Origin of the sequence: Limimaricola soesokkakensis (assembly GCF_900172345.1) — a bacterium.
GTDB lineage: Bacteria > Pseudomonadota > Alphaproteobacteria > Rhodobacterales > Rhodobacteraceae > Limimaricola > Limimaricola soesokkakensis.
The window spans coordinates 119,811-142,911 of sequence record NZ_FWFY01000002.1 but is presented as its reverse complement, the minus strand read 5'-3'; the positions used below and the strand labels follow the sequence as shown (position 1 = coordinate 142,911).

Genomic DNA, 23,101 nt, shown 5'->3' with positions numbered 1-23,101 from the left:
GGCCCTAGCATGGCGCGGATGCGGGGCAGGGGGAGCTGGCCGGTGGCGGTCATGCAGCGGATCTGGGGACTGGAGCGCCTGAGGTGGCGCGCGGACGCGCGCGCCCCGGTGCCAGACGCCTTGGCGCGCTTGGCCGAGCCGGACGGCTTCGGCGATCCCGCGCGCGGCCGCGACCTTTTGGCGGGACGGCACCACCGCGCCGGCCAGCTGGTCGAGACCGGGGACCGCTCGATCTGGGCGCTGGGCCCCGATACCGATCCGCAGGGTGCGGCGCTGCATCGCTTCGGCTGGATCGACGACCTGTCCAGCCTTGGCGGCCCGGTGGCGCGCGATCTCGCCTGGTACTGGCTTCTCGATTGGATCGACCGCTACGGGGACGGGCGCGGCCCGGGCTGGACGCCCGAGGCCACGGCGGCGCGGCTGTCGCGCTGGGTGGCGCAGGCCGGCTGGCTGAGCGAAACGGCCTCGCCCCGGGCCGACATGCCGAGCTTCCTGCGCAGTCTGTCGCTCCAGTCGCGCTGGCTGGCGCGGCATTGGCCCCGGGCCTCAGGTGCGCCGGAGCGGATCGCGGCGCTCACGGCGCTGCTCTGGGCAGAGACGGCGTTGCATGGCGAACCGCGCCAGCCGACGCAGCGCGCCGCGGCCCTGGCGCGCGCGGTCACGGAGGCGGTCGGTCCCGACGGCGGCATCGCCTCGCGTGCGCCCGAGGCGCTCCTTGACCTGTTTTGCGCGCTGGGCGAGGCGGCCGCGATCCTCGGCCCGGACACGACGCCGGAGCATCGCGACGCCATCAACCGCATCGCGCCGCTATTGCGGGCGCTGCGCCATGCCGATGGCGGGCTAGCGCGGTTTCATGGTGGCGGCCGCGGCGCGCCGGGGCGGCTCGACCGGGCGCTGGCCCGGGCCGGCGGACCCGGCGTGCCGCCGCTCAGCGGGTCCTGCATGGGCTATGCGCGCCTCGCGGTGGGCCGCAGCACCGTGCTGCTGGATGCGGCCAAGCCGCCCAGCGGTCCGCGCGCGACGGGGGCGCACGCCTCGACCTTGGCCTTCGAGATGACCTGCGGCCGTCGCCCCCTGATCGTGAATTGCGGGTCGGGGCTGCATCACGGGCCCGACTGGCGCCGGGCGGGGCGGGCCACGCTGTCGCATTCGACGCTCTGCCTCGAAGGACTCTCGTCGGCCCGGCTGGGCCGTGGCGCGGATGGCGCCGAGCCGCTGGTCGAGGGGCCGCGAGAAGTGCTGTCGCACCGGACCGACGCCGACGGGCTGCAACGAATCGAGGCCAGCCACGACGCTTGGCGCGCCGGGTTCGGGCTGACCCATGACCGCAGGCTCGGCCTCGACCGCGATGGCGGCGCGCTGGTGGGCGAGGACCTTCTGACAACACTGGGCCCGGCCGATGAGCGCGCCTTCGATGCCGCGAGCCATGCCGGGCGCGATCCGGGTGTTTCCTTCGTGATCCGGTTCCACCTGCATCCCGACGTGGTGCCCGAGCTTGACGCGCAGGCGACATCGGCGCTGTTGCGGCTGCGTTCGGGCGAGGTCTGGCGGCTGACCCATGATGGCGGCGCGCGGCTGGCGCTGGCGCCGTCGGTCTATCTCGAAAAGAGCCGCCCCAGACCCGTGCCGACGCAACAGGTGGTTTTATCCGGTCGCGCGATGGCCTATGCGACGCTCGTCCGCTGGTCGCTCGTCCGATTGGGCGACGGCGTGCCGGCCCCGCGCGACCTGTGGCGTGGGGAGGACGATCCGGCATGAGTCCCGCGGACCAGGACCAGGAAGGACGACCCATGACCTCGCTTGCCCCGCTGCGCCGCGCGCTGCTCTCCGTTTCCGACAAGACCGGCCTCGTGGACCTCGCCCGGGCGCTCGATGCGCGCGGCGTCGAGTTGCTCTCCACCGGCGGCTCCGCCAAGACGCTGCGCGATGCGGGTCTGCCCGTCCGGGACGTGGCCGAGGTCACCGGCTTTCCCGAGATGATGGACGGCCGCGTCAAGACGCTGCACCCCAAGGTGCATGGCGGCCTGCTGGCGGTGCGCTCGGACGAGGGCCATGTCGCGGCGATGCAGGAGCACGGCATCCCGGCGATCGACCTGCTGGTGGTCAACCTCTACCCGTTCGAGGAAACCGTCGCGAAGGGCGGTGACTACGACAGCTGCATCGAGAACATCGACATCGGCGGCCCGGCGATGATCCGCGCCGCCGCCAAGAACCACGCCGATGTCTGCGTGGTGACGGATGTCGAGGATTACGAGGCGCTGCTGTCGGAGCTGGAGAACAACGACGGCCAGACCGACCTGCCGTTCCGCAAGCGGCTCGCTCAGACTGCCTATGCCCGCACCGCCGCCTATGACGCCGCCGTCTCGACTTGGATGGCCTCCGCCATCGGCGAGGCCGCGCCGCGCCGCCGCGCCTTTGCCGGCACGCTCGCCCAGACGCTGCGCTACGGCGAGAACCCGCATCAGAACGCGGCCTTCTACACCGACGGCTCGAACCGGCCCGGCGTCGCCACCGCGCGGCAGATCCAGGGCAAGGAGCTGAGCTACAACAACATCAACGACACCGACGCGGCCTACGAACTGGTGGCCGAGTTCGGCGGCGACCAGCCCGCCTGCGCGATCATCAAGCACGCCAACCCCTGCGGCGTCGCCACCGGCGGCTCGCTCAAGGAGGCCTATGCGCGGGCCTTCGACTGCGACCGCACCTCGGCCTTCGGCGGCATCGTCGCGCTGAACCGCCCGCTCGACGGCGCCACCGCCGAGGAAATTGCCAGGATCTTCACCGAGGTGGTGATCGCGCCGGGCGCCGATGACGACGCCCGCGCCGTCTTCGCCGCCAAGAAGAACCTTCGGCTTCTGGTGACCGAGGCGCTGCCCGATCCGCGCGCGCCCCGCCTGGCCTTCCGGCAGGTCGCGGGCGGCCTGCTGGTGCAGGATCAGGATTCGGGCTTCGTGTCGCGCGACGACCTCAAGGTGGTGACCAAGCGCGCGCCCTCGGCGCAGGAGCTGGACGACCTGATGTTCGCCTGGACCGTGGCGCGCCACGTCAAGTCGAACGCCATCGTCTATGCCAAGGGCGGCCAGACCGTCGGCGTCGGTGCAGGCCAGATGAGCCGGCTTGATTCGGCGCTGATCGCGGCGGCGAAAGCGGGGCGCATGGGCGAGGCGCTGGGCTTGGCCGAAAGCCCGGCCAAGGGCTCGGTGGTGGCCTCCGACGCCTTCTTCCCCTTCGCCGACGGTCTCATGGAGGCCGCGGGCGCGGGCGTCACCGCGGTGATCCAGCCCGGTGGCTCGATGCGCGACGACGAAGTGATCGCCGCGGCTGACGCGGCGGGACTGGCGATGGTGCTGACCGGCATGCGCCACTTCCGGCACTGAGGAGCGCGCGGTGCGACTGACCCTCTGGACCGGCTTCTGGGTGTTTCTCGCCGATCAGGCGACGAAATACCTGGTGGTACACGCGCTCGGGCTGATGGAGCGGCTCCAGATGGAGGTGATCCCCGGCATCCTGAGCTTTCGCATGGCTTGGAACCGGGGCGTCAATTTCGGCCTTTTCGCCGGGTTCGACATGCGCTGGGTGCTGGTCGGGCTGGCGCTGGCCATCTCGGCGGCGGTGCTGGCATGGATCGCCCGCGACGGCGGCAGCTGGCTGGCGCGGTTCTCGGCCGGGCTGCTGGTGGGCGGCGCGTTGGGCAATGTGATCGACCGGGTGCTCTACGGCGCGGTCGCGGATTTCCTGAATGTGAGCTGCTGCGGCATCGAGAACCCTTATGCCTTCAACATCGCCGATATCGCGATCTTTCTGGGTGCCGTGGGGCTGGTGCTGTTCGGCGGCGACAAGGCGGGGCCGGAGCGACGTTCCGGCCCGACGCGCCGGCGCGGGGCAAAGAGCCCGTGACCCGGATCGCGTCATGCGCTAGGCAGTTGATCGGACAAGAAGACGGGGACGACTGATGCGACTGGCTCTGGCGGCGGGATTGGCCGCGCTGACACTCGCGGCCTGCGGCGGTGGCGACGGCCCGGCCGGGCCGGATCCCACCACCGTGGTCCCGCAGCAGCCGCTCGAGGTCCCGGCGCGGCTCGACCTGCCGGAGCCGGCGCCGGGCACGCCGAACCGTGCCGATCCGGCCCCCGCCGAGATCGCGCTGCGCGCCCGCGCCGCCCAGACGGCGTTGCAGCCGCCCTTCTGAGCGCTCGCGGCGGCTCACGAAGCCGTGGCAACGCTTGCGGTGGCGGCGCTGCATCGTAGGTTGAGCGCAGCGAAGGAGGCACTTCATGCTGCGCAGACTGGCTTTGGCCGCCCCTCTCATTCTGGCACTGCCCGCTTCGGCGCAGGAAGCCGCCCCCGTGGCGGCGCCGGATGACGCGGTGACGACCTACACCCTCGACAACGGCCTCGAGGTGGTGGTGATCGAGGATCACCGTGCCCCCGTGGTCACCCAGATGCTGTGGTACCGCACCGGTTCCGCCGACGAGCCGCAGGGCGCCTCCGGCGTTGCGCATTTTCTCGAACACCTGCTGTTCAAGGCCACCGACGATCTCGAAGCGGGCGAGTTCTCGGCGACGGTCGCTGCCAATGGCGGCTCCGACAACGCCTTCACTTCGACCGACTACACCGCCTATTTCCAGCGCGTCTCGGCCGACCGGCTGCCGCTGATGATGGAGATGGAAGCCGAGCGGATGAACGATCTGCGGCTGACCGACGAGGATATCGAAACCGAGCGGCAGGTGATCATCGAGGAGCGCAACCAGCGCACCGAGAGCAGCCCCGGCGCGCTGGCGCGCGAGCAGATGACCGCGGCGCAGTATCTCAACCACCCCTACGGCGCCCCGGTGATCGGCTGGATGCACGAGATCGAGGGGCTGGGCCGCGAAGAGGTGCGCGACTTCTACGAGACCTATTATTCCCCGAACGCCGCGATCCTCGTGGTGGCGGGTGACGTCGAGCCCGAGGAGGTGCTGGCGCTGGCCGAGCAGCATTACGGCCCGATCCCGGCCGAGCCCGACCTGCCCGAGCGGGCGCGCCCGCAGGAGCCGCCGCAGCGCGCCGCGCGGCGCCTCAGCTATGCCGACGAGCGGGTGTCGCAACCCTATCTCGTGCGCAGCTATCTCGCGCCCGAGCGCGATTCGGGCGCGCAGGAAAAGGCGGCGGCGCTGACCTTCCTGGCCGAGATCCTCGGCGGCTCCTCCTTCACCTCGGTACTGGGCGAGGAACTGGTGTTCGAGCGGGACATCGCGCTGCATGCCGGGGCCGGCTATGACGGCATGTCGCTCGACGACACCACCTTCTCGCTGTCGGTGGTACCCAAGCCCGGCGTGTCGCTCGAGGAGGCCGAGGCGGCGCTCGACGCGGCCGTGGACGAATTTCTGGAAACTGGCCCGACCGCTGCGCAGATGCAGCGCATCCGTACCCAGATCGGCGCTTCCGAGATCTATGCCCGCGATTCGGTCGAAGGGCTGGCGCGGCGCTACGGCGCGGCGCTGAGCCAAGGCCTCACCGTCGAGGACGTGCAGGCCTGGCCCGAGATCCTGCAATCGGTCGAGGCCGAGGATGTGGTCGCGGCCGGGCGCGAGCTGTTCGCCCCCGATCGCAGCGTCACCATGACCGTGGTTCCGAGCCGCGAGGAGACAGACCAATGATCCGCGACATCTGCACGAAGATGGGCCTGGGCGCGGCGCTGCTCATGGGGCTCGCCGGGCTGGCACGGGCCGAGATCGAGATCCAGGAAGTGACCTCGCCGGGCGGGATCGAGGCATGGCTGGTGGAGGATCACTCGATCCCCTTCACCGCCCTGGAAATCCGTTTCGAAGGCGGCACCGGTCTCGATGATCCCGATAGCCTCGGCGCGGTGAACCTGATGACCGGGCTTCTCGAGGAAGGTGCGGCCGAGATGGATGCCCGCGCCTTTCAAGCCGCGCGCGAGGATCTTGCGGCGCAGTTCGGTTTCGATGTCGGCGCCGATACGCTTTCGGTCTCGGCCAAGATGCTGAGCGAGAACCGCGACGCGGCGGTCGATCTGCTGCGCGCGGCGCTGGTGGAGCCGCGGTTTGATCCCGAGGCCATCGAGCGGGTGCGCGGGCAGGTGCAGTCGATCCTGCGACAGGATGCGCAGAACCCCAACCGCATCGCCGGGCGCGCCTTCTACGAGGCGGCCTTTGGGGATCACCCCTATGGCCGGCCCGACAACGGCACGGCCGAGAGCGTCGCGGCGCTGACCCGCGAGGATCTCTTGGCGGCGCATGAGGCGGCGCTGACCCGCGAGGGCGTGCATGTCGGCGCGGTGGGCGACATCACCCCCGATGAGCTCGGCGCACTCCTCGACGAATTGCTGGGCGATCTGCCCGCCAGTGGTCCGGAGCTGCCCGGCCATGTCGAGTTCGGTCTTTCGGGCGGGATCGACGTGATCGACTATCCCTCGCCGCAATCGGTGGCGCTGTTCGGTCAAAGGGGGCTCAAGCGCGAGGACGAGGATTTCTTCGCGGCCTACGTGCTCAACCACATCCTTGGTGGCGGCGGCTTCGAAAGCCGGCTGATGACCGAGGTGCGCGAGAAACGCGGCCTCACCTACGGCGTCAGCACCGATCTGGTGCCGCTGGAGAATGCCGAGTTCTGGATCGGTTCGGTGGCCTCGGCCAACGACCGGATGGCGCGGGCGATCGAGGTGATCCGCGAGGAATGGGCCCGGATCGCGGAGGAGGGCGTCACGCAGGTCGAACTCGACGACGCCAAGACATATCTCACAGGCGAGTACCCGCTGCGCTTCGACGGCAATGGCCCGATCGCCGAGATCCTCGTCGGCATGCAGGTCACCGGGCTGCCGCAAAGCTACGTCACCGAGCGCAACGCCTTCATCGAGGCGGTGACGCTCGAGGAGGTGAACCGCGTGGCGCGCGAGCTGGTCGATCCCGAGGCGCTGCATTTCGTGGTGGTGGGCCGCCCCGAGGGGCTTGGCGAGGCCGAGGCCGAGGCCGCCGTGCCGCCGCGGGTGACGCTGCCCGAGGTCGCGCTGCCGACCGAGTGAGCCCCTCGCGGAGCCCGGCGCGCGCGTGCTAGGTTGGGTTTCATGACCCAGCACGACGCTTCCAACCCGACCCCGCCCGCGCGCCCGGTGATCCGCCAGCTCGACGAGGCGGCGATCAACCGCATCGCCGCGGGCGAGGTGGTCGAACGCCCGGCCTCGGCGGTCAAGGAGCTGGTCGAGAACGCGCTCGACGCGGGCGCGCGGCGCGTCGAGGTCACCATCGCCGCGGGTGGCAAGCGGCTGATCCGCGTCAAGGATGACGGCTGCGGCATGACCCCCGAGGAGCTGCCGCTGGCACTGGCGCGCCACGCCACGTCGAAGATCGACGGCTCCGACCTCCTGGCGATCCACTCCTTCGGCTTTCGCGGCGAGGCGCTGGCCTCGCTCGGTGCGGTGGGGCGGCTTACCCTGACCTCGCGCGTCACCGGTTTCGAAGCGGCGGCGATCCGGGTCGAGGGCGGGCGGCTGGGACCGGTGACGCCCGCCGCGCTCGATCGCGGCACCGTGGTCGAACTGCGCGACCTGTTCCACGCGACGCCGGCCCGGCTCAAATTCATGCGCTCGGACCGGGCCGAGGGGCAGGCGCTGGCCGAGGCGCTGCGCCGATTGGCCATGGCCGAGCCGCATGTCGCCTTCAGCCTGCGCGACGCCACCGAGGGGCGCGACCGCGAGATCTTTCGCGTGGATGCAGAGACCGGCGATCCAGTCGAGGCTCTGGGCAATCGCCTCGCCGCCATTCTGGGGCGCGAATTCCACGACAACGCGCTCCCCGTGGATGGCAGTCGCGAGGGGCTGCACCTGACCGGTTTCGCGGCGCTGCCGACCTATTCGCGCGGCGCGGGGGTGAGCCAGCACGTCTTCGTCAACGGCCGCCCCGTCACCGACCGCCAGCTCACCGGGGCGCTGCGTGCGGCCTATATGGATTATCTGTCGCGCGATCGCTTTCCCGCCGCCGCCCTCTTCGTCGAGTGCGAGCCGCACCTCGTCGACGTCAACGTGCATCCCGCGAAATCCGAGGTGCGGTTCCGCGACCCGCAGGCGGTGCGCGGGCTAATTGTCTCGACCCTGCGCGCGGCGCTGTCGGGAGCCGGGCACCGCGCCTCGACCACCGTCGCAACCGAAACGCTGGGGCTGATGCGCCCCGGCCCGGCGGCGCAGCGGGGGGAGGCCGGCGATGCCGGCGGTCTGATCGATGAAGAGGACCGCCCCAAGCGCGATGCCGCCAGCCCGGCCCGGATCTACCAGATGGACCGTCCCTCGATGCGGGCGATGCAGGTGGCGCGGCAGAGCCAGGCGCCGGGCATGGCCGAGTCGGGCTTCGGCTTCGAGACGGCTCCGCCCGCGCCGCCCGCGCGGCTACCCGGCACCGAGGCGCCATCGGCGCGGGTCGAGCCCGATGAGGGAGCGGAGGCGGAAGCGCTGCCGCTCGGCGCCGCCCGCGCGCAGCTGCACGGCAACTGGATCGTTGCGCAGACCGAGACCGGCATGGTGCTGGTCGATCAGCACGCCGCGCATGAGCGTCTGGTCTATGAACGGCTGAAGCGGCAGATGGCCGAAACCGGCGTCGCGGCCCAGGCGCTGCTGGTGCCCGAGATCGTCGATCTCGGAGCCGGCGCGGCGCGGCTGCTCGAGGCTTCCGACGAGTTGTCGCAACTGGGCCTGACCATCGAGGCCTTTGGTCCGGGCACGGTGGCGGTGCGCGAAACCCCGGCGATCCTCGGCCGGATCGACGCGGCGGCGCTGCTGCGCGACATCCTCGACGAGCTGGAGGATCTCGATGCCTCCACCGCGCTGCCGGCGCGGCTCGACGCGATCCTGAGCCGGGTGGCCTGCCATGGCTCGGTCCGCTCGGGCCGCCGGATGCGGGCCGAGGAGATGAACGCGCTCCTGCGTGAGATGGAGGCCACACCCGGCTCCGGCCAGTGCAACCATGGGCGTCCGACCTATGTGGAACTGCGTCTGTCGGATATAGAGAAGCTGTTCGGGCGACGGTGAAGGCGCTTGTCTTGCGCTGTCTCACGGCTACGTGATCGGTAAGGCGGCAAGAGGAGTGGTGTGATGCGATTTTCGATGACGGGGGCGGCCTTGGCGGCGGCCCTGCTGGCGGGCTGTGCCGAGGTGGAGCCGGTGGTGATGCCGCTCCTGGCTTCGGTCGAGCCTCTGCCGATCTCGCCGCCCACGGCGCCGGTCCGGGTGCTGCCCGAGCCCGACCCGTTCGAGCCCGAATACACCGAATCTCCCTTCCAGAAGGGCCCGGTCTCGGTGATCAGCGCCGATGCGCGGGGCGACATGGCGACATGGCGGTTGATCCCGTGCCAGCAGGGTCGGGCGATCTGCGTCAACGGTCGGCCGGCGCAGCTGTCCAAGGCGGGCGACACCTATGTGGTGAGCGGCACGCATGGGGTGAGCTTTCACCTGATGACCGGCGGCGACGGCTTCGTCACCCATGGCGGCGGCAAGATGGCCGCGCTGCAGGCGCCGCTGGCCTGGGAGCATTTTCCCGCCATCGGTTACGTCGCCCAGCGTCGGGACATTCCCCTGAAGTGACGCATCCGGGGGTTTCGCCCGCGCCGCCGCCCGGCTATGGAGGGGACCGACGAAGCCCGAAGTGGCCGGAACGGTCGGTGGTGCGGGGGTCGACCCAGACAGGGGACCGGAGCGCCACGTCGTCCTAGATCCGCCGCATGATGCGGCGGGCGCCGGCCATTGCCAGATCGAGAGGTCCGCGATGCGCCACATCCTCCTGCCGACCACCGCCTTCACGGCCGCGCCCGGTATGGCGTTCGCCCATCCCGGACACATGGCCGGCCTCGCCGGGCATGATCACTGGGTCGCCGGCGCGGCGATCGGCCTCGCGATCGCGCTGGGGCTGTGGGGCGCGCTCAAGGGCGGGAGCAAGGAAACGGACGAGGCGCATGACGCGGAGCCGAAGGGCGACGAGGCCGAGGCATGAGCGCCGCGCCCAAGACCGGCGTGATGATCTGCGGCCACGGTTCGCGCAGCCAGTCGGCAGTGGACGAATTCGCGGTGCTGGCCCAAAAGCTGCCGGCGCTGCTGCCGCCCGACTGGCCGGTGGAATACGGCTATCTCGAATTCGCCAATCCGGTGATCCGCGACGGGCTCGACCGGCTGCGCGAGCAAGGCTGCACCCGCATCCTCGCCGTGCCGGGCATGCTGTTCGCGGCGATGCATGCCAAGAACGACATCCCGACCGTGCTCAACACCTATGCCGCCAAGCACGGCATCGAGATCATCTATGGCCGCGAGTTGGGGGTCGATCCGCGCATGGTCGCCGCCGCCGCCGACCGCATTCAAGCCGCGCTCGACGCCAACCCCTCTGACGTGCCGATGCACGAGACCTGCCTCGTGGTGATCGGCCGCGGCGCCTCCGACCCCGACGCCAATGGAAACGTTGCCAAGGTCGCGCGGCTCTTGTGGGAGGGTATGGGCTTCGGCTGGTGCGAGACCGGCTATTCCGGCGTCACCTTCCCGCTGGTCGAGCCCTGCCTCGAACACGTGGCACGCTTGGGCTATCGCCGGGTCGTGGTGTTCCCGTACTTCCTGTTCTCCGGCATCCTGATCGACCGGATCTACGGCTTCACCGACCAGGTGGCCGAGGCGCATCCCGAGCTGGAATTCGTCAAGGCGGGCTATCTGGGCGATCATCCCGAGGTGCTGGGCACCTTCTCCGAGCGTATCACCGAACTGGTGGGCGAGGTGGTCCCGCCCACCTGCGGCATGTGCAAGTACCGCACGCAGGTGCTGGGCTTCGAGGCCGAGGTCGGAGCGGTGCAGGAAAGCCACCACCACCATGTCGAGGGGCAGGGCGCGAACGCGCCGGGCTCCAACGTGGCGGATTGCGAACTCTGCGCCGATTTCTGCACGGGAATGTGCCGCCTTGATGCCGAGGCGCGCCACGCGCACGCCCATGCGCATGGGCTGCCGCATGATCACGCGCATGACAACAATCACCATCATCACGGGCATGGTCACCATCATCACCATCATGGTCATGACCACGATCACGATCACGACCACCACCACGCGCCCTATCCACAGGCGGATCATCCGCTGGGACCGCTCAGCGTCCTGAAGTCGCGCAAGTGAGCGGCGTTACCTTTCTGATACCTGAACCTCCCGGCGCGCACCGGGCGGGACGGAGGCCGTGATGCGCCCCTACGAGACCGATCCGGCGAAAATCTATGCCCAGAGCTTCGCCACCGTGCGCGCCGAGGCGCGGCTCGATCGCTTTCCCGAGGATCTCCAGCCCATGGTGATCCGGCTGATCCATGCCTGCGGCATGGTCGAGATCGCCGACAGGCTGGCCTTTTCGCCCGGTGCCATGGCGGCGGGGCGGGCGGCACTGGCCGCCGGCGCGCCGGTGCTGTGCGACTGCGAGATGGTGGCGGCGGGGATCATCCGGCGGCACCTGCCGGACACCGAGGTCGTGGTGACGCTGAACGATCCGCGGGTGCCGGAAATGGCGAAGCAGCTGGACACGACGCGCTCGGCCGCCGCCGTCGATCTGTGGCGTGACCGGATCGAGGGCGCCGTGATCGCTATCGGCAACGCGCCCACCGCGCTGTTCTATCTCATGGAGCGCCTCGATGCGGGCTGGCCGAAGCCGGCGCTGATCCTCGGCTTTCCGGTCGGCTTCGTCGGCGCGGCGGAATCCAAGGCCGAGCTCGCGAGCGATCCGCGCGGCTGCGATTTCGTGGCGCTCAGGGGCCGCAAGGGCGGCTCGGCCATGGCCTCGGCGGCGGTGAACGCGCTGGCCAATGGCATTTCGGAGGAACGGGGATGAACGCGGTCGCAGCCCAGGAGCCCTGGCTCCACGTCGTCGGCATCGGCGAGGACGGCATGGACGGACTCCTGCCCGCGACCCGTGCCGTGGTCGAGGCGGCCGAGGTCATCGTCGGCGGCGACCGGCATCACGAACTGGCGGGCGCGGTAGGCGCCGAGCGCGTCGCCTGGCCCAGCCCATTCGATGCGCTGATCGACCGGCTGAAATCCTTCAAGGGCCGCCGCGTCGTGGTGCTGGCGACGGGCGACCCGCTGTGGTTCTCGGTGGGCGCGCGGATCGGGCGGGCGATCCCGGCCTCGGAGATCGTCTATCACCCGCAGCTCTCGGCCTTCCAACTGGCCTCGGCGCGCATGGGCTGGAGCCTTGCCGATGTCGAGACGCTGACGGTGCATGGCCGCCCCGTGGAGCAGATGATCGCCTTCATCCAGCCGCAGGCGCGGCTCCTGATCCTCACCACCGGCTCCGAGACGCCGGGCCAGATCGCACGGTTCCTGACCGAGCGCGGCTTCGGCAAGAGCCCGATGACCGTGCTGGCCAACATGGGCGGCGAGGCCGAGGCGCGCTTCGACGGCATCGCCGAAAGCTGGGATCACGAGGTGCCCGCCTTCAACACGCTGGCCGTGGACTGCGTGGCCGCCCCCGACGCGGCGCTGCTGCCGCGCGTGCCGGGGCTCGATGACGCGCTCTTCGTCTCCGACGGCACGATGACCAAGCGCGAATTGCGCGCCGCGACGCTGGCCAAGCTGATGCCGATGCGCGGGGCGCTCTTGTGGGACATCGGCGCGGGCTCGGGCTCAGTCGCGATCGAGTGGATGCGCGCCGCGCGCTACGCCAATGCGATCGGCATCGAGCCGCGCGCCGACCGGCGCGCCATGGCGGCCCAGAACGCGCTGGCGCTGGGCACGCCGCGGCTGCGTCTGGTCGAGGGCGAGGCGCCCGGCGCGCTCGATGGGCTGCCCGCGCCCGACGCGATCTTCATCGGCGGCGGGCTGTCAGCCGAGGTGTTCGAGGCAGCCTGGTCGGCGCTGCGACCGCTGGGGCGGCTCGTGGCCAACGCGGTGACGCTGGAGAGCGAGGCGGCGCTGATCGCGCTGCATGCCGAGCATGGCGGCGAGTTGGTGCGGATCTCGGTCGCGCGTGCGGCACCTGTGGGCCGGCTCACCGGTTGGCGTCCGGCGATGCCGGTGATGCAGTGGAGCCTGATCAAGCGATGACCGGCACGCTCTACGGCGTGGGCCTCGGCCCCGGCGCGCCCGACCTGATTACGCTGCGCGCCGCGCGGCTGATCGAGAGGGCGCGGGTCATAGCCTATCCGACACTGGCGGGCGGCGCGAGCTTCGCGCGTTCGATCGCCGCCGAGCTGATCGCGCCCGGGGCGCGCGAGATCGCCATGGATGTGCCGATGACGGTCGAGCGTGCTCCGGCGCAGGCGGCCTATGACGCGGGTGCAGCAAAGATCGCCGAGGCGCTGGAGACGGGCGAAGACGTGGTCTGCCTGTGCGAGGGCGACCCGTTCTTCTATGGCTCCTTCATGTATCTCTTCGCGCGGCTGGCGGACCGCCACCGGGTCGAGATCGTGCCCGGGGTCACCTCGCTCACGGCGGCCGCGGCCGCCGCCCGCAGGCCGCTGGCCGCGCGCAACGAGCGGCTGACAGTGCTGCCGGGCCCGCTGCCGGAGGCCGAGCTGCGCGCCCGGATCGAGGGCGCCGAGAGCGTCGCCATCATGAAGCTCGGCCGGCATTTCCCTAAGGTGCGCGCGGTGATCGAGGGTCTCGGCCTGACATCGCATGCCACCTATGTCGAACGCGCCACCCTGGAGGCGGAGATCGTCCGCCCGCTGTCCGAGGCGCCTGATACTGCGCCCTATTTCTCGATGATCATCCTCACGAAGGGAGCCGATCCTTGGCTGTGACCCCCGTTGTACTCGCGCTCTCCCGCTCGGGCGAACCCGTGGCCCGTAGCATCGCCGAGGCGCTCGGCGCGCCCTTGCACGGCCGCGAGGGGCGGGTGGAGCGGGCCGACGCCTTCTTCGCCGATGCGCTCGAACATGCGCGCGATCTCTTCGCCGCGGGGACGCCGGTCGTCGGCGTCTGTGCGAGCGGCATCCTGATCCGGGCGGTGGCGTCGCTTTTATCGGACAAGCGCGCCGAGCCGCCGGTGATCTCGGTCTCCGATGACGGCCGCGTGGTGGTGCCGCTGCTCGGCGGGCATCGAGGCGCCAACCGCTTGGCGAAACGCATCGCCGAGGCACTGGGCGGCACCGCCGCCGTCACCACTGCGGGCGACGTGGCGCTCGGCGTGGCGCTCGACGAGCCGCCCCTGGGCTACCGGCTGGTGAACCCGGACGATGCCAAGGGGGCGATGGCGGCGCTGCTGTCGGGCGGCGGCGCCACGGTGATCGGCGAGGCGTCTTGGCTGGCCGAGCTGCCCCGGGGCGATGCGCTGAAGATCACCGTCTCGGATGCCCCGCAGCGCGGGCTCGGTCCGGAGCATCTTCACTTCGCGCCGCAGCGCGCCGTGCTGGGCCTCGGCTGCGCCCGCGACTGCCCGCCCGAGGAACTGGCCGCGCTGCTGCGCGATGTGCTGGCCGAGGCCGGGATCGCGCCCGAGGCGGTGCAGGCCGTGGCCTCGATTGACCTCAAGGCGGACGAGCCCGCGATCCTCGCGGCCGCCCGTGATCTCGGCGTGCCGCTGCGCCTCTTCTCCGCCGCCGAGCTGGAGGCCGAGGCGCCGCGCCTCGCCACCCCATCCGAGGTCGTCTTCGCCGAAGTCGGTTGCCATGGCGTTTCGGAGGGTGCGGCGCTGGCGCAGGCCGGGAAGGACGCGACGCTGGTCGTCACCAAGCGCAAGACCGCCAATGCCACCTGCGCGCTGGCCATGACGCCTGCGCCGATCATTGAGCTGCGCGGCCGCCGTCGGGGCCGCCTTTCGGTCGTGGGCATCGGGCCGGGCCAGTCCGGCTGGCGCACGCCCGAAGCCTCGCGGCTGATCGCGCAGGCCGAGGAGTTGGTGGGCTACGGGCTCTACATCGACCTGCTGGGACCGCTCGCCGCCGGCAAACCGCGCGCCGACTTCCCGTTGGGCGGCGAGGAGGATCGCTGCCGCTACGCGCTGGAACGCGCGGCCGAGGGGCGTGACGTGGCTCTGATCTGTTCGGGCGATGCAGGCATCTACGCCATGGGCGCGCTGGTGTTCGAGCTGCTCGGGCGCGACGCGGACAAGGGCGGCGTCTCGGAGGCCGCACGCCGTGTCGAGGTGGTCTGCACGCCCGGTGTCTCAGCGCTGCAAGCCGCCGCATCGCGCGCCGGTGCGCCGCTCGGTCACGATTTCTGCGCCATCTCGCTGTCGGACCTGCTGACCCCCCGCGAGGACATCGTGAAACGGCTGCATGCCGCCGCCGTGGGCGATTTCGTCATCGCCTTCTACAACCCGGTCTCGAAGCGGCGGCGCACGCTGCTGGCCGAGGCGCGGGACATCCTGCTCCAACATCGCCCTGCCGACACACCGGTGCTGCTGGCCTCTTCGCTGGGTCGGCCCGAAGAGGAGATCCGCTACCGGCGGCTCGACGCGCTGGAGGTGGACGAGGTCGACATGCTCACGGTGGTTCTGGTCGGCTCGTCGCAGTCGAAGCTGGTCGCGCTGGGGGAGGGGCCGCGCATGGTGACGCCGCGCGGCTACGCCAACAAGATCGATGCGCGCTAGGGCATGGCAGCGCGGCGGCCAAGCCCTGTCGTCTTGCGTATTTGAAGAACAAAGTCACGAAGGGCACGCGCCATGACCGTCTATTTCATCGGGGCCGGGCCGGGCGATCCGGAGCTTCTGACCCTCAAGGCGGCGCGGCTCATCGCGGCCTGCCCGGTCTGTCTCTACGCGGGCTCGCTGGTGCCCGAAGAGGTGGTGGCGGGCGCGCCCGAGGGGGCGCGGGTCATGGACACGGCGCCGATGACGCTGGACGAGACCCATGCCGAGATCAAAGCGGCCCATGCGCGTGGCGAGGACGTGGCGCGGGTGCATTCGGGCGACCCCTCGCTCTATGGCGCCATCGCCGAGCAGATCCGCAGGCTGAAGGCGGACGGCATCGCTTACGAGATCGTGCCGGGCGTGCCCGCCTACACCGCCGCCGCCGCCGCGCTGGGGCAGGAGCTGACCATTCCCGAACTGGCGCAGTCCATCGTCCTGACCCGCATGTCGATGAAATCGACCTCCATGCCCGCGGGCGAGACGCTCGAAAACTTTGCCGCCACCGGCACCACGCTGGCGATCCATCTCGGCATTCGGGCGCTCAGGGATATCGAGCGGCGGCTGACGCCGTTCTATGGTGCGGATTGCCCGGTCGCCGTGGTCTATCGCGCCAGCTGGCCCGATCAGCTGGTGATCCGCGGCTCGCTCTCGGACATTCATGCAAAGGTGCGCGCGGCCAAGCTGACCCGTACCGCGCTGATCCTCGTGGGACCGGCGCTGGGGGCCGGGCAGGGCTTTCCCGACAGCGCGCTCTACGATCCCGCGCAGCCGCACGTGCTGCGCCCGAAAGCGCGGGCCTGACCGGGAATTTTCCGCGAACGTCGCTTGAATTTCACACTCTTCTGCGCAGGATGGAGTCAGGGGAGAACGCGAGATGACCGAATATCTGACGAAGGATCTGCAGGACGCCATGGAAGCCGCGCGTCGCGCCGCGCAACGCCGCTCGGGGCGGCTGTGCATCCACGACGCGGGCGAGGTGCATCAGGTGCTGCGCATGTGGGAGGACGGCTTCGCTCTCGCGGCCAAGGACGCGCCGATCCTGCACGGCTTCGTCGATCTCTATGACGGGCCGCGCCATCTCTACCAATGCCTGGTCATGACCAGCCGCGTGGAGGAGGGCGAGCGGATCTACGAGTTCAAGCGCCACAGCCGCGTCGCCGACACCGCGCCCGTCGATTTCGAGCGGATCGAGGACGAGCCGCCGCTGCGGCTGCCCCCGTCCTGAGCCTCACTGCAGGTCGGCAAAGGCCGATTTCAGCCGCGCCACCGCCTCGGCGACCCGGGCGCGCGGGGTCGCGATGTTGAACCGCTGGAAGCTCTCGCCGCCGAGACCGAAGCTGGTGCCGTGGTTCACCGCGATCTTCGCCTCGCCCTCGATCCGCGCCAGCACCTCCTCGCGCGTCATGCCGGTGCCCGAGAAATCCACCCATTCCAGATAGGTGGATTCGAGCGGCATCGGCTTGAGGCCCGGAATCGCCGCGACCCCCTCCTCGAACAGCCGCCGGTTGCCATCGAGATAGCGCCGCAGCGCCTCCAGCCACTCGACCCCGTCGGGCGACATCGCCGCCGTCGCCATGGCGAGGCCGAAGCTGTTGGGCGACAGTCCCAGCGCGCCCATCCGTGCCGCGAAGCGCGCCTTCAGCTTTGGGTCGGAGACGATGACGTTGCCGATATGTGCGCCGGCGATGTTGAAGGTCTTGGTCGTCGCGGTCAGCATCAGCAACCGGTCGGCCACGCCGTCGATCCGGGTCATCGCGGTATGGGTCACGCCCGGCATCGTCAGGTCGCAATGGATCTCGTCGGAGACGAGGATCAGGTCATGGCGCCGCGCGAACTCGGCCCAGCCCTCCAGCTCGGCCCGGCTCCAGACCCGGCCGCCGGGGTTTTGCGGCGAGCACAGGATCATCATTCTCTCGCGCCCGGTCATCATCGCGTCCCAAGCCTCGAAATCGGGGACGTAGCGCCCCTCGTCCAGCGCCAGCGGGCATTCGATCACCTGCCGCCCGGCCGCGCGGATCACCCGCGCGAAGGCGTGGTAGACCGGGGTGAACAGCACCACCCCCTCGCCCGGTTCGGTAAAGGCGTCGACGCAAAGGCCGGTGGCGTTGACGAGACCGTGGGTGGTGAAGATGTCGCCCGGATCGGGGCGCCAGCCATGGCGGCGGTCCATCCACCAGCCGATCGCCTCGCGCTGCGCCGCGTCCGAGGCGGCGTAGCCGTAGACGCCATGCGCGGCCATCTCCTCGACCGCGCGCTGCACGCAGGCGGGGGGACGGAAATCCATGTCCGCCACCCACATCGCCAGCCCCTCGTCGGGGCTGACGCCATAGACCGGCTCCATCATGTCCCACTTGGAGCAATTGGTGCCGCGGCGGTCGATGATCTCGTCAAAATCGGGGGCGGTCTGGCGGTCGGGGCTCATGGCGGTCTCCTGCATCTCGAGCCGAGAGGCTGCACAGGCCGGGCCGCGAGCGCAAGGGGCGGCGATGTTGCAAGGCGGGCCGCTTGGCCCTAGATCGGCGCCATGACATTGCGCCCCATCCTCATCCATCCCGACCCGCGTCTGAAGACCGTCGCCGATCCCGTCGCCTCCATCACCGACGAGATCCGGCGGCTGGCCGACGACATGCTGGAAACCATGTACGACGCCCCCGGCATCGGCCTCGCCGCGCCGCAGATCGGCCAGATGAGCCGGCTGCTGGTGATGGACGCCACCAAGGAGGACGAAGGTGCGCCCCGGCCCATGGTGCTGGTGAACCCGACCGTTACGTGGGCCTCGGAGGCCCGTTCGGTCTATGAAGAGGGCTGCCTCTCGATCCCCGAGCAGTTCGCCGAGGTCGAACGCCCGGCCAAGGTCGAGGTGCAATGGCTCGGGCTCGACGGAAAGACCCATGCCGAGCGGTTCGAGGGGCTCTGGGCGACCTGCGTGCAGCACGAGATCGATCATCTCGATGGCAAGCTCTTCATCGATTATCTCAAGCCGATGAAGCGGCAGATGATCACCCGCAAGATGGTCAAGCTCAAGCGCGAGCGGGCGCGCGGCTGATGGCCGTGCTCGACATCGTCCGGTACCCGGCGCCGGTGCTGCGCGCGACTTGCGACCCGGTGGTGCTGTTCGACGCTACCCTGTCGCAGCTCGCCGCCGACATGATCGAGACGATGTACGATGCGCCGGGCCGCGGTCTCGCGGCGCCGCAGGTGGGTCTGCCGATGCGGATCTTCGTCACCGACGTGGCGTGGCGCGACGGCGATCCGGCACCCAAGGTCTTCGTGAACCCCGAGCTGGTAGAGGCTTCCGAAGAAACGGCGCTGCGCGAGGAAGGCTGCCTGTCGATCCCCGACACGCCGTGCCGGGTCCGCCGTCCCCTGCGCGTCAGGCTGCGCTGGCAGGACCTGACCGGCCTCGGCCACGAGGCCGCGTTCGATGGGCTGGAGGCGACCTGCGTGCAGCACGAGCTCGACCATCTCGACGGCATCCTGTGCATCGATCGACACGAAGAGGACACTTCCGAATGACCCGCCCCTTCCTGCGCTGGCCGCACCCGACGCTGCGCAAGCCCGCGGCCCCCGTGGAGGCGATCACCGACGAGATCCGTGCCCTCTGGGACGAGATGATCGAGGCCATGGACGCGATGCCCGGCGTCGGGCTGGCCGCGCCGCAGATCGGCGTATCGCTGCGCCTCGCCGTGGTCGATGCCTCGGACGGGCGCGGGCAGGCGGTGCGGATGGCCAACCCCGAGATCCTGCATGCGAGCGTGCAGCAGCGCGAGCACGAGGAAGCCTCGCCCAACCTGCCCGGCGTTTCGGCGGTGATCTCGCGGCCGCGCGCCGTCACCGCGCGGTTCCTGAACGAGGGCGGCGAGCTCGAGGAGCGCGATTTCGTCGGGCTCTGGGCGACCTCGCTGCAGCACCAGATCGATCATCTGGAGGGGCGCATGTATTTCGACCGGCTGAGCCGCCTCAAGCGCGACCGGCTGGTCGCCAAGGCGAGGAAGCTCTCCTGATGCGGGTCGTATTCATGGGCACCCCCGATTTCTCGGTTCAAGCGCTCGATGCGCTGGTCCGCGCGGGCCACGAGATCGCCTGCGTCTACACCCAGCCGCCGCGCCCCGCCGGTCGCGGCAAGAAGCCCCGGCCCAGCGCGGTGCAAGCGCGGGCCGAGGAGTTGGGGCTGGAGGTGCGGCACCCGGTCTCGCTCAGGGGCGCGGAGGAACAGGCCGCCTTCGCCGCGCTGGATGCCGATGTCGCGGTGGTCGTGGCCTATGGGCTGATCCTGCCGCAGCCGATCCTCGACGCGCCCGCGCGGGGCTGTTTGAACATCCACGCTTCTCTGTTGCCGCGCTGGCGCGGGGCGGCGCCGATCCAGCGCGCGATCATGGAGGGCGATACCGAGACGGGCGTCTGCATCATGCAGATGGAAGCGGGGCTCGACACCGGCCCGGTGCTGATGCGTGAGGCGACGCCGATCGGTCCCACGGACACGGCCTCGGATCTGCATGACCGGCTGGCCGGCATGGGCGGTCGCCTCGTCGTCGAGACGCTGCGCGACCTCGACGATCTGCACCCCGAGCCGCAGCCGCATGACGGTGTCACCTATGCCGCCAAGATCGACAAGGCCGAGGCGCGGATCGATTGGACCCGCTCCGCCGCCCATGTCGCGCGTCAGGTCAACGCGCTCTCGCCCTTTCCGGGCGCGTGGTGCATGGCCGAAGGCGAGCGGCTCAAAATCCTGCGCGCCGCCGCCGGGCCGGGCGAGGGCGCGCCGGGGATGGTGATCGGCGAGGGTGTCGTGGCCTGCGGCGATGGCGCGGTCGAGTTCCTCGAGATCCAGCGCGAGGGCAAGCGTCCGCTGCCCCTCGCCGAAGCGATCAGGGGACGGGCCCTGCCGGATCGGCTCGACTGACCGGCGGCCCGCGCGAGGCAAGCGTCGGGATCGCGTATTTGCGGAAAGATGACGGGGATCAGCGCCTGACGATCAGCCGCGCGCCATAGGGGACATGATGGGCGAGCCAGATCAGGTCGGGGCGCGCGAAGGCGACGCAGCCTTCGGTCGGATAGCCCGGACGGCGGCGCTGATGGAGGAAGATGGCTGAGCCGGCGCCGGGCGAGCCACCCTCGTTCCAGTCCGTAACCAGCACGATGTCGTAGAGCGGATCGGCCCGGCGCAGCACCTCGTGGCTCGCGGGATAGGGCGCGCGGACATGGCTGTTATAGGCGGGATCGCCGCTTGCGTCCGACCATAGGTCGCCGGGCAGGATCGGCTCGGCCCATGGCTGGGGCGCGGCCAGTCGGTCGGGGCGGTAGAACATGCCGGTGATGCGGTGCTCGCCCACCGGCGTCGCGCCGTCGCCCTCGCGCTTGTCGCGGCGAATGCCGCCCCTGCCGATCGAGCAGGGGAGATACCGACCCAGTACCCGCAGGCCGCGGCGGGTCAGGACGAGATCGGCGGGAGAGTGGATCACAGCAGGTGCCCCGACTTGGCCGCCTTGGTGGCGAGGTAATGGTGGTTGTGCAGGCCGCGACCGACCTTGAGCGGAACCCGCTCCTCCACCTCGATCCCGGCCTCGTTCATCCGGGCGACCTTGTTGGGGTTGTTGGTCAGCAGGCGGATGCGCGAAAAACCCAGCCGCTTCAGGATCTCGGCGCCGATGCGGAAATCGCGCTCGTCATCTTCGAAGCCGAGCCGGTGGTTCGCCTCGACCGTGTCGAAGCCCTGATCCTGCAGCGAATAGGCCCGCATCTTGTTGGCGAGGCCGATGCCGCGTCCCTCCTGATTGAGATACAGCAGAACGCCTTCACCGGCCTCGCCCATCTGGTCGAGCGCGGCATGCAGCTGCGGGCCGCAGTCGCACTTGAGCGAACCCAGAACGTCGCCGGTGAAGCAGGCCGAGTGCAGCCGCACCAGCGGCGCCGTGTCTCGGAGCGGTTTGCCGATCTCGACCGCGTAATGCTCCTCGCCGCCATCGCCGGGGCGGAACACGTGCAGCCGGCCCTTCTCCGCCGCTTCCATTGGCAGCCGGGCAGCGGCGACCGGGGCATAGGCTGGCGTCAGTGCCGGCGGCAGCGGCAGGTCGAGCCGGGTCAGCTCGTTCGCCGCCGCAAAGCCCGCCGCATCCTCGAGCGGCAGCACCAGTGCCGCGGGCAGCAGCCGCGCTGCCTTGACCAGCGCGATCGCCGCGCGGTGCGTCTCGGCCGAGCCGTCGCGCAGGGTCTTCAACGGGCCCTTCATCGGGGTGTTCAGATCGCCCGCCGGATCGGCCACGGCCCGCAGCCAGCCGCAATCGGCATCCGCCGGCAGCGCCACCCGTGCCAGATCGCCATCATAGGCCCGCGCGCGCAGCGTCGTGGCGCGTCGCCCGGTGATCGCCAGCACCGGCGCCCCGCCCATCTTCCGCAGATCCGCCAGCCGGTCGGGCCCCGCCGTCTCGGCCGCGAGCACGAGAGCCCCCTTGTCCTGACCGAGCACCACCGGCACGCCGAGGCGAAGATCGGTCAGGGCGCGGGCGCGGCGCTCGACGGGATCGGGGCGAAAGGGCATGTTCGCATCCTTGCGGAAGGCCGGGCGATCCCGGCGCGGGAGGCGACTGTAACATTTCCCCCGGGCGCGACAACTCGGCGTGAGAGATTGCCACGAAACTTGAGCCACACGTGATCGTTACACATGTGTGGAGCCGGAAGGTCATGGAGGCGTCGATATGGCACAAGTGAAGAAGATCCTGCTGGTGGATGACGAAGACGACCTGCGCGAGGCGCTGAGCGAACAGCTCGTCATGACCGAGGATTTCGACGTCTTCGAAGCCGGAAACGGCCACGAGGCGATGGCGCAGGTGAAGGCCGGGCTGTTCGATCTGGTGATCCTCGATGTCGGCCTGCCCGATACCGATGGCCGAGAGCTGTGCCGGGTCATGCGCAAGCAGGGCGTGAAATGCCCGATCCTGATTTTGACCGGCCATGACAGCGACAGCGATACCATCCTCGGCCTCGACGCCGGCGCCAACGACTACATCACCAAGCCGTTCAAGTTCCCGGTTCTCCTGGCACGGATCCGGGCGCAGCTGCGCACCCACGAGCAGTCCGAGGACGCGGTGTTCCAGCTCGGGCCCTACAGCTTCCGCCCGGCACAGAAGCTGCTCGTGGCCGAGGATGATCGCAAGATCCGGCTGACCGAGAAGGAAACTAACATCCTCAAGTTCCTGTATCGGGCCTCCGAGGGTGTGGTGCCGCGCGACGTGCTGCTGCACGAGGTCTGGGGCTACAACGCGGGCGTGACCACGCACACGCTCGAAACCCACATCTACCGGCTGCGCCAGAAGATCGAACCCGATCCTTCGAATGCGCGGCTTCTGGTTACGGAATCGGGGGGATATCGGCTCGTGGCCTGAGCGCGGCGGGAACCGATCCCAAGGCCGCGCGTTGCCATGCCGAAGCCCCCGTGGCGGGGTCACGCCACATACCTCCCTGTTGGACTTGGCCGGGCCCGGTGCCCGGCTTTTTTCTGTGCAATCGAAGGATCTTGGCAGAATTCCGGTCGCGCT

The 23,101-nt window shown here is 70.1% G+C and carries 24 protein-coding genes; 21 read left to right on the top strand and 3 right to left on the bottom strand.

The genetic code is table 11. The annotated features are described in order from the left end of the window. Positions 1-51: 51 nt before the first annotated feature. The 16 genes from LOS8367_RS03390 to LOS8367_RS03315 all read left to right on the top strand — a co-directional run bounded on the left by LOS8367_RS03390 (position 52) and on the right by LOS8367_RS03315 (position 16,791). Entirely contained in the window at positions 52-1,758 is a 1,707-nt protein-coding gene (locus LOS8367_RS03390) for a heparinase II/III family protein (protein WP_133166678.1), read from the top strand. A 32-nt stretch (positions 1,759-1,790) separates the two neighbouring features. Further along, a complete protein-coding gene (purH, locus tag LOS8367_RS03385) occupies positions 1,791-3,377 on the top strand; it encodes a bifunctional phosphoribosylaminoimidazolecarboxamide formyltransferase/IMP cyclohydrolase (protein WP_085895050.1) in 1,587 nt (528 codons plus the stop codon). Positions 3,378-3,387: 10 nt separating this feature from the next. Continuing rightward, positions 3,388-3,897, top strand: coding sequence for a signal peptidase II (lspA, locus tag LOS8367_RS03380; RefSeq protein ID WP_085895049.1), 510 nt, complete (start codon positions 3,388-3,390; stop codon positions 3,895-3,897). A 55-nt stretch (positions 3,898-3,952) separates the two neighbouring features. Next, complete coding sequence (locus tag LOS8367_RS03375) at positions 3,953-4,189, top strand: DUF3035 domain-containing protein (RefSeq protein ID WP_085895048.1); 237 nt, start codon at positions 3,953-3,955, stop codon at positions 4,187-4,189. An 85-nt stretch (positions 4,190-4,274) separates the two neighbouring features. Further along, positions 4,275-5,639 carry a M16 family metallopeptidase gene (locus LOS8367_RS03370; RefSeq protein ID WP_085895047.1) on the top strand — a complete coding sequence of 455 codons (1,365 nt, stop codon included), beginning with the start codon at positions 4,275-4,277 and terminating at the stop codon, positions 5,637-5,639. Continuing rightward, positions 5,636-7,021, top strand: coding sequence for a M16 family metallopeptidase (locus tag LOS8367_RS03365; RefSeq protein WP_242665489.1), 1,386 nt, complete (start codon positions 5,636-5,638; stop codon positions 7,019-7,021). The genes LOS8367_RS03370 and LOS8367_RS03365 overlap by 4 nt, the downstream gene beginning before the upstream one ends. 42 nt (positions 7,022-7,063) lie before the next feature. After that, positions 7,064-9,016 carry a DNA mismatch repair endonuclease MutL gene (mutL, locus tag LOS8367_RS03360; RefSeq protein ID WP_085895046.1) on the top strand — a complete coding sequence of 651 codons (1,953 nt, stop codon included), beginning with the start codon at positions 7,064-7,066 and terminating at the stop codon, positions 9,014-9,016. 63 nt (positions 9,017-9,079) lie between these two features. Further along, a complete protein-coding gene (locus LOS8367_RS03355; protein WP_085895045.1) occupies positions 9,080-9,568 on the top strand; it encodes a hypothetical protein in 489 nt (162 codons plus the stop codon). A gap of 181 nt (positions 9,569-9,749) precedes the next feature. Beyond that, positions 9,750-9,974, top strand: coding sequence for a DUF6732 family protein (locus LOS8367_RS03350; protein WP_085895044.1), 225 nt, complete (start codon positions 9,750-9,752; stop codon positions 9,972-9,974). Then, positions 9,971-11,128 (top strand): sirohydrochlorin chelatase, encoded by a 1,158-nt coding sequence (locus LOS8367_RS03345; protein WP_085895043.1) that lies wholly within the window; start codon positions 9,971-9,973, stop codon positions 11,126-11,128. The genes LOS8367_RS03350 and LOS8367_RS03345 overlap by 4 nt, the downstream gene beginning before the upstream one ends. Positions 11,129-11,189: 61 nt before the next feature. Continuing rightward, the gene (locus LOS8367_RS03340; protein WP_085895042.1) at positions 11,190-11,825 is read left to right on the top strand and encodes a precorrin-8X methylmutase; all 636 of its coding nucleotides are present in this window, start codon (positions 11,190-11,192) and stop codon (positions 11,823-11,825) included. After that, positions 11,822-13,039: a precorrin-6y C5,15-methyltransferase (decarboxylating) subunit CbiE gene (gene cbiE / locus LOS8367_RS03335; RefSeq protein ID WP_085895041.1), complete on the top strand. Its 1,218-nt coding sequence runs from the start codon at positions 11,822-11,824 to the stop codon at positions 13,037-13,039. The genes LOS8367_RS03340 and cbiE overlap by 4 nt, the downstream gene beginning before the upstream one ends. Beyond that, the gene (cobI, locus tag LOS8367_RS03330; protein WP_085895040.1) at positions 13,036-13,737 is read left to right on the top strand and encodes a precorrin-2 C(20)-methyltransferase; all 702 of its coding nucleotides are present in this window, start codon (positions 13,036-13,038) and stop codon (positions 13,735-13,737) included. Before cbiE ends, cobI begins: the two co-directional genes overlap by 4 nt. Further along, positions 13,728-15,527: a precorrin-3B C(17)-methyltransferase gene (gene cobJ, locus LOS8367_RS03325; RefSeq protein ID WP_085895039.1), complete on the top strand. Its 1,800-nt coding sequence runs from the start codon at positions 13,728-13,730 to the stop codon at positions 15,525-15,527. Before cobI ends, cobJ begins: the two co-directional genes overlap by 10 nt. Positions 15,528-15,599: 72 nt before the next feature. After that, a complete protein-coding gene (gene cobM / locus LOS8367_RS03320; RefSeq protein WP_085895038.1) occupies positions 15,600-16,367 on the top strand; it encodes a precorrin-4 C(11)-methyltransferase in 768 nt (255 codons plus the stop codon). A 73-nt stretch (positions 16,368-16,440) separates the two neighbouring features. Further along, positions 16,441-16,791 carry a hypothetical protein gene (locus LOS8367_RS03315; protein WP_085895037.1) on the top strand — a complete coding sequence of 117 codons (351 nt, stop codon included), beginning with the start codon at positions 16,441-16,443 and terminating at the stop codon, positions 16,789-16,791. Positions 16,792-16,794: 3 nt separating this feature from the next. Here LOS8367_RS03315 and LOS8367_RS03310 read toward each other — a convergent pair whose 3' ends face one another. Further along, positions 16,795-17,988 (bottom strand): MalY/PatB family protein, encoded by a 1,194-nt coding sequence (locus LOS8367_RS03310; protein WP_085895036.1) that lies wholly within the window; start codon positions 17,986-17,988, stop codon positions 16,795-16,797. A gap of 102 nt (positions 17,989-18,090) precedes the next feature. Here LOS8367_RS03310 and def (LOS8367_RS03305) point away from each other — a divergent pair, with 102 nt between their 5' ends. From def (LOS8367_RS03305) to fmt, 4 genes are read left to right on the top strand one after another with little or no spacing between them, the layout of a single operon-like run. Beyond that, positions 18,091-18,612: a peptide deformylase gene (def, locus tag LOS8367_RS03305; RefSeq protein ID WP_085895035.1), complete on the top strand. Its 522-nt coding sequence runs from the start codon at positions 18,091-18,093 to the stop codon at positions 18,610-18,612. Beyond that, the gene (gene def / locus LOS8367_RS03300) at positions 18,612-19,082 is read left to right on the top strand and encodes a peptide deformylase (protein WP_085895034.1); all 471 of its coding nucleotides are present in this window, start codon (positions 18,612-18,614) and stop codon (positions 19,080-19,082) included. The genes def (LOS8367_RS03305) and def (LOS8367_RS03300) overlap by 1 nt, the downstream gene beginning before the upstream one ends. Beyond that, positions 19,079-19,570 (top strand): peptide deformylase, encoded by a 492-nt coding sequence (gene def / locus LOS8367_RS03295; protein ID WP_085895033.1) that lies wholly within the window; start codon positions 19,079-19,081, stop codon positions 19,568-19,570. The genes def (LOS8367_RS03300) and def (LOS8367_RS03295) overlap by 4 nt, the downstream gene beginning before the upstream one ends. Then, positions 19,570-20,469 carry a methionyl-tRNA formyltransferase gene (gene fmt, locus LOS8367_RS03290; RefSeq protein ID WP_085895032.1) on the top strand — a complete coding sequence of 300 codons (900 nt, stop codon included), beginning with the start codon at positions 19,570-19,572 and terminating at the stop codon, positions 20,467-20,469. Before def (LOS8367_RS03295) ends, fmt begins: the two co-directional genes overlap by 1 nt. Positions 20,470-20,527: 58 nt before the next feature. Here fmt and LOS8367_RS03285 read toward each other — a convergent pair whose 3' ends face one another. Together LOS8367_RS03285 and ribA are read right to left on the bottom strand one after the other, a co-directional pair. Continuing rightward, positions 20,528-21,028: a L,D-transpeptidase family protein gene (locus tag LOS8367_RS03285; RefSeq protein WP_085895031.1), complete on the bottom strand. Its 501-nt coding sequence runs from the start codon at positions 21,026-21,028 to the stop codon at positions 20,528-20,530. Then, entirely contained in the window at positions 21,025-22,104 is a 1,080-nt protein-coding gene (ribA, locus tag LOS8367_RS03280) for a GTP cyclohydrolase II (protein WP_085895030.1), read from the bottom strand. The genes LOS8367_RS03285 and ribA overlap by 4 nt, the downstream gene beginning before the upstream one ends. A gap of 157 nt (positions 22,105-22,261) precedes the next feature. Here ribA and LOS8367_RS03275 point away from each other — a divergent pair, with 157 nt between their 5' ends. Then, positions 22,262-22,948, top strand: a complete 687-nt coding sequence (locus tag LOS8367_RS03275; protein WP_085895029.1) for a response regulator transcription factor — start codon at positions 22,262-22,264, stop codon at positions 22,946-22,948. Positions 22,949-23,101 lie beyond the last annotated feature (153 nt).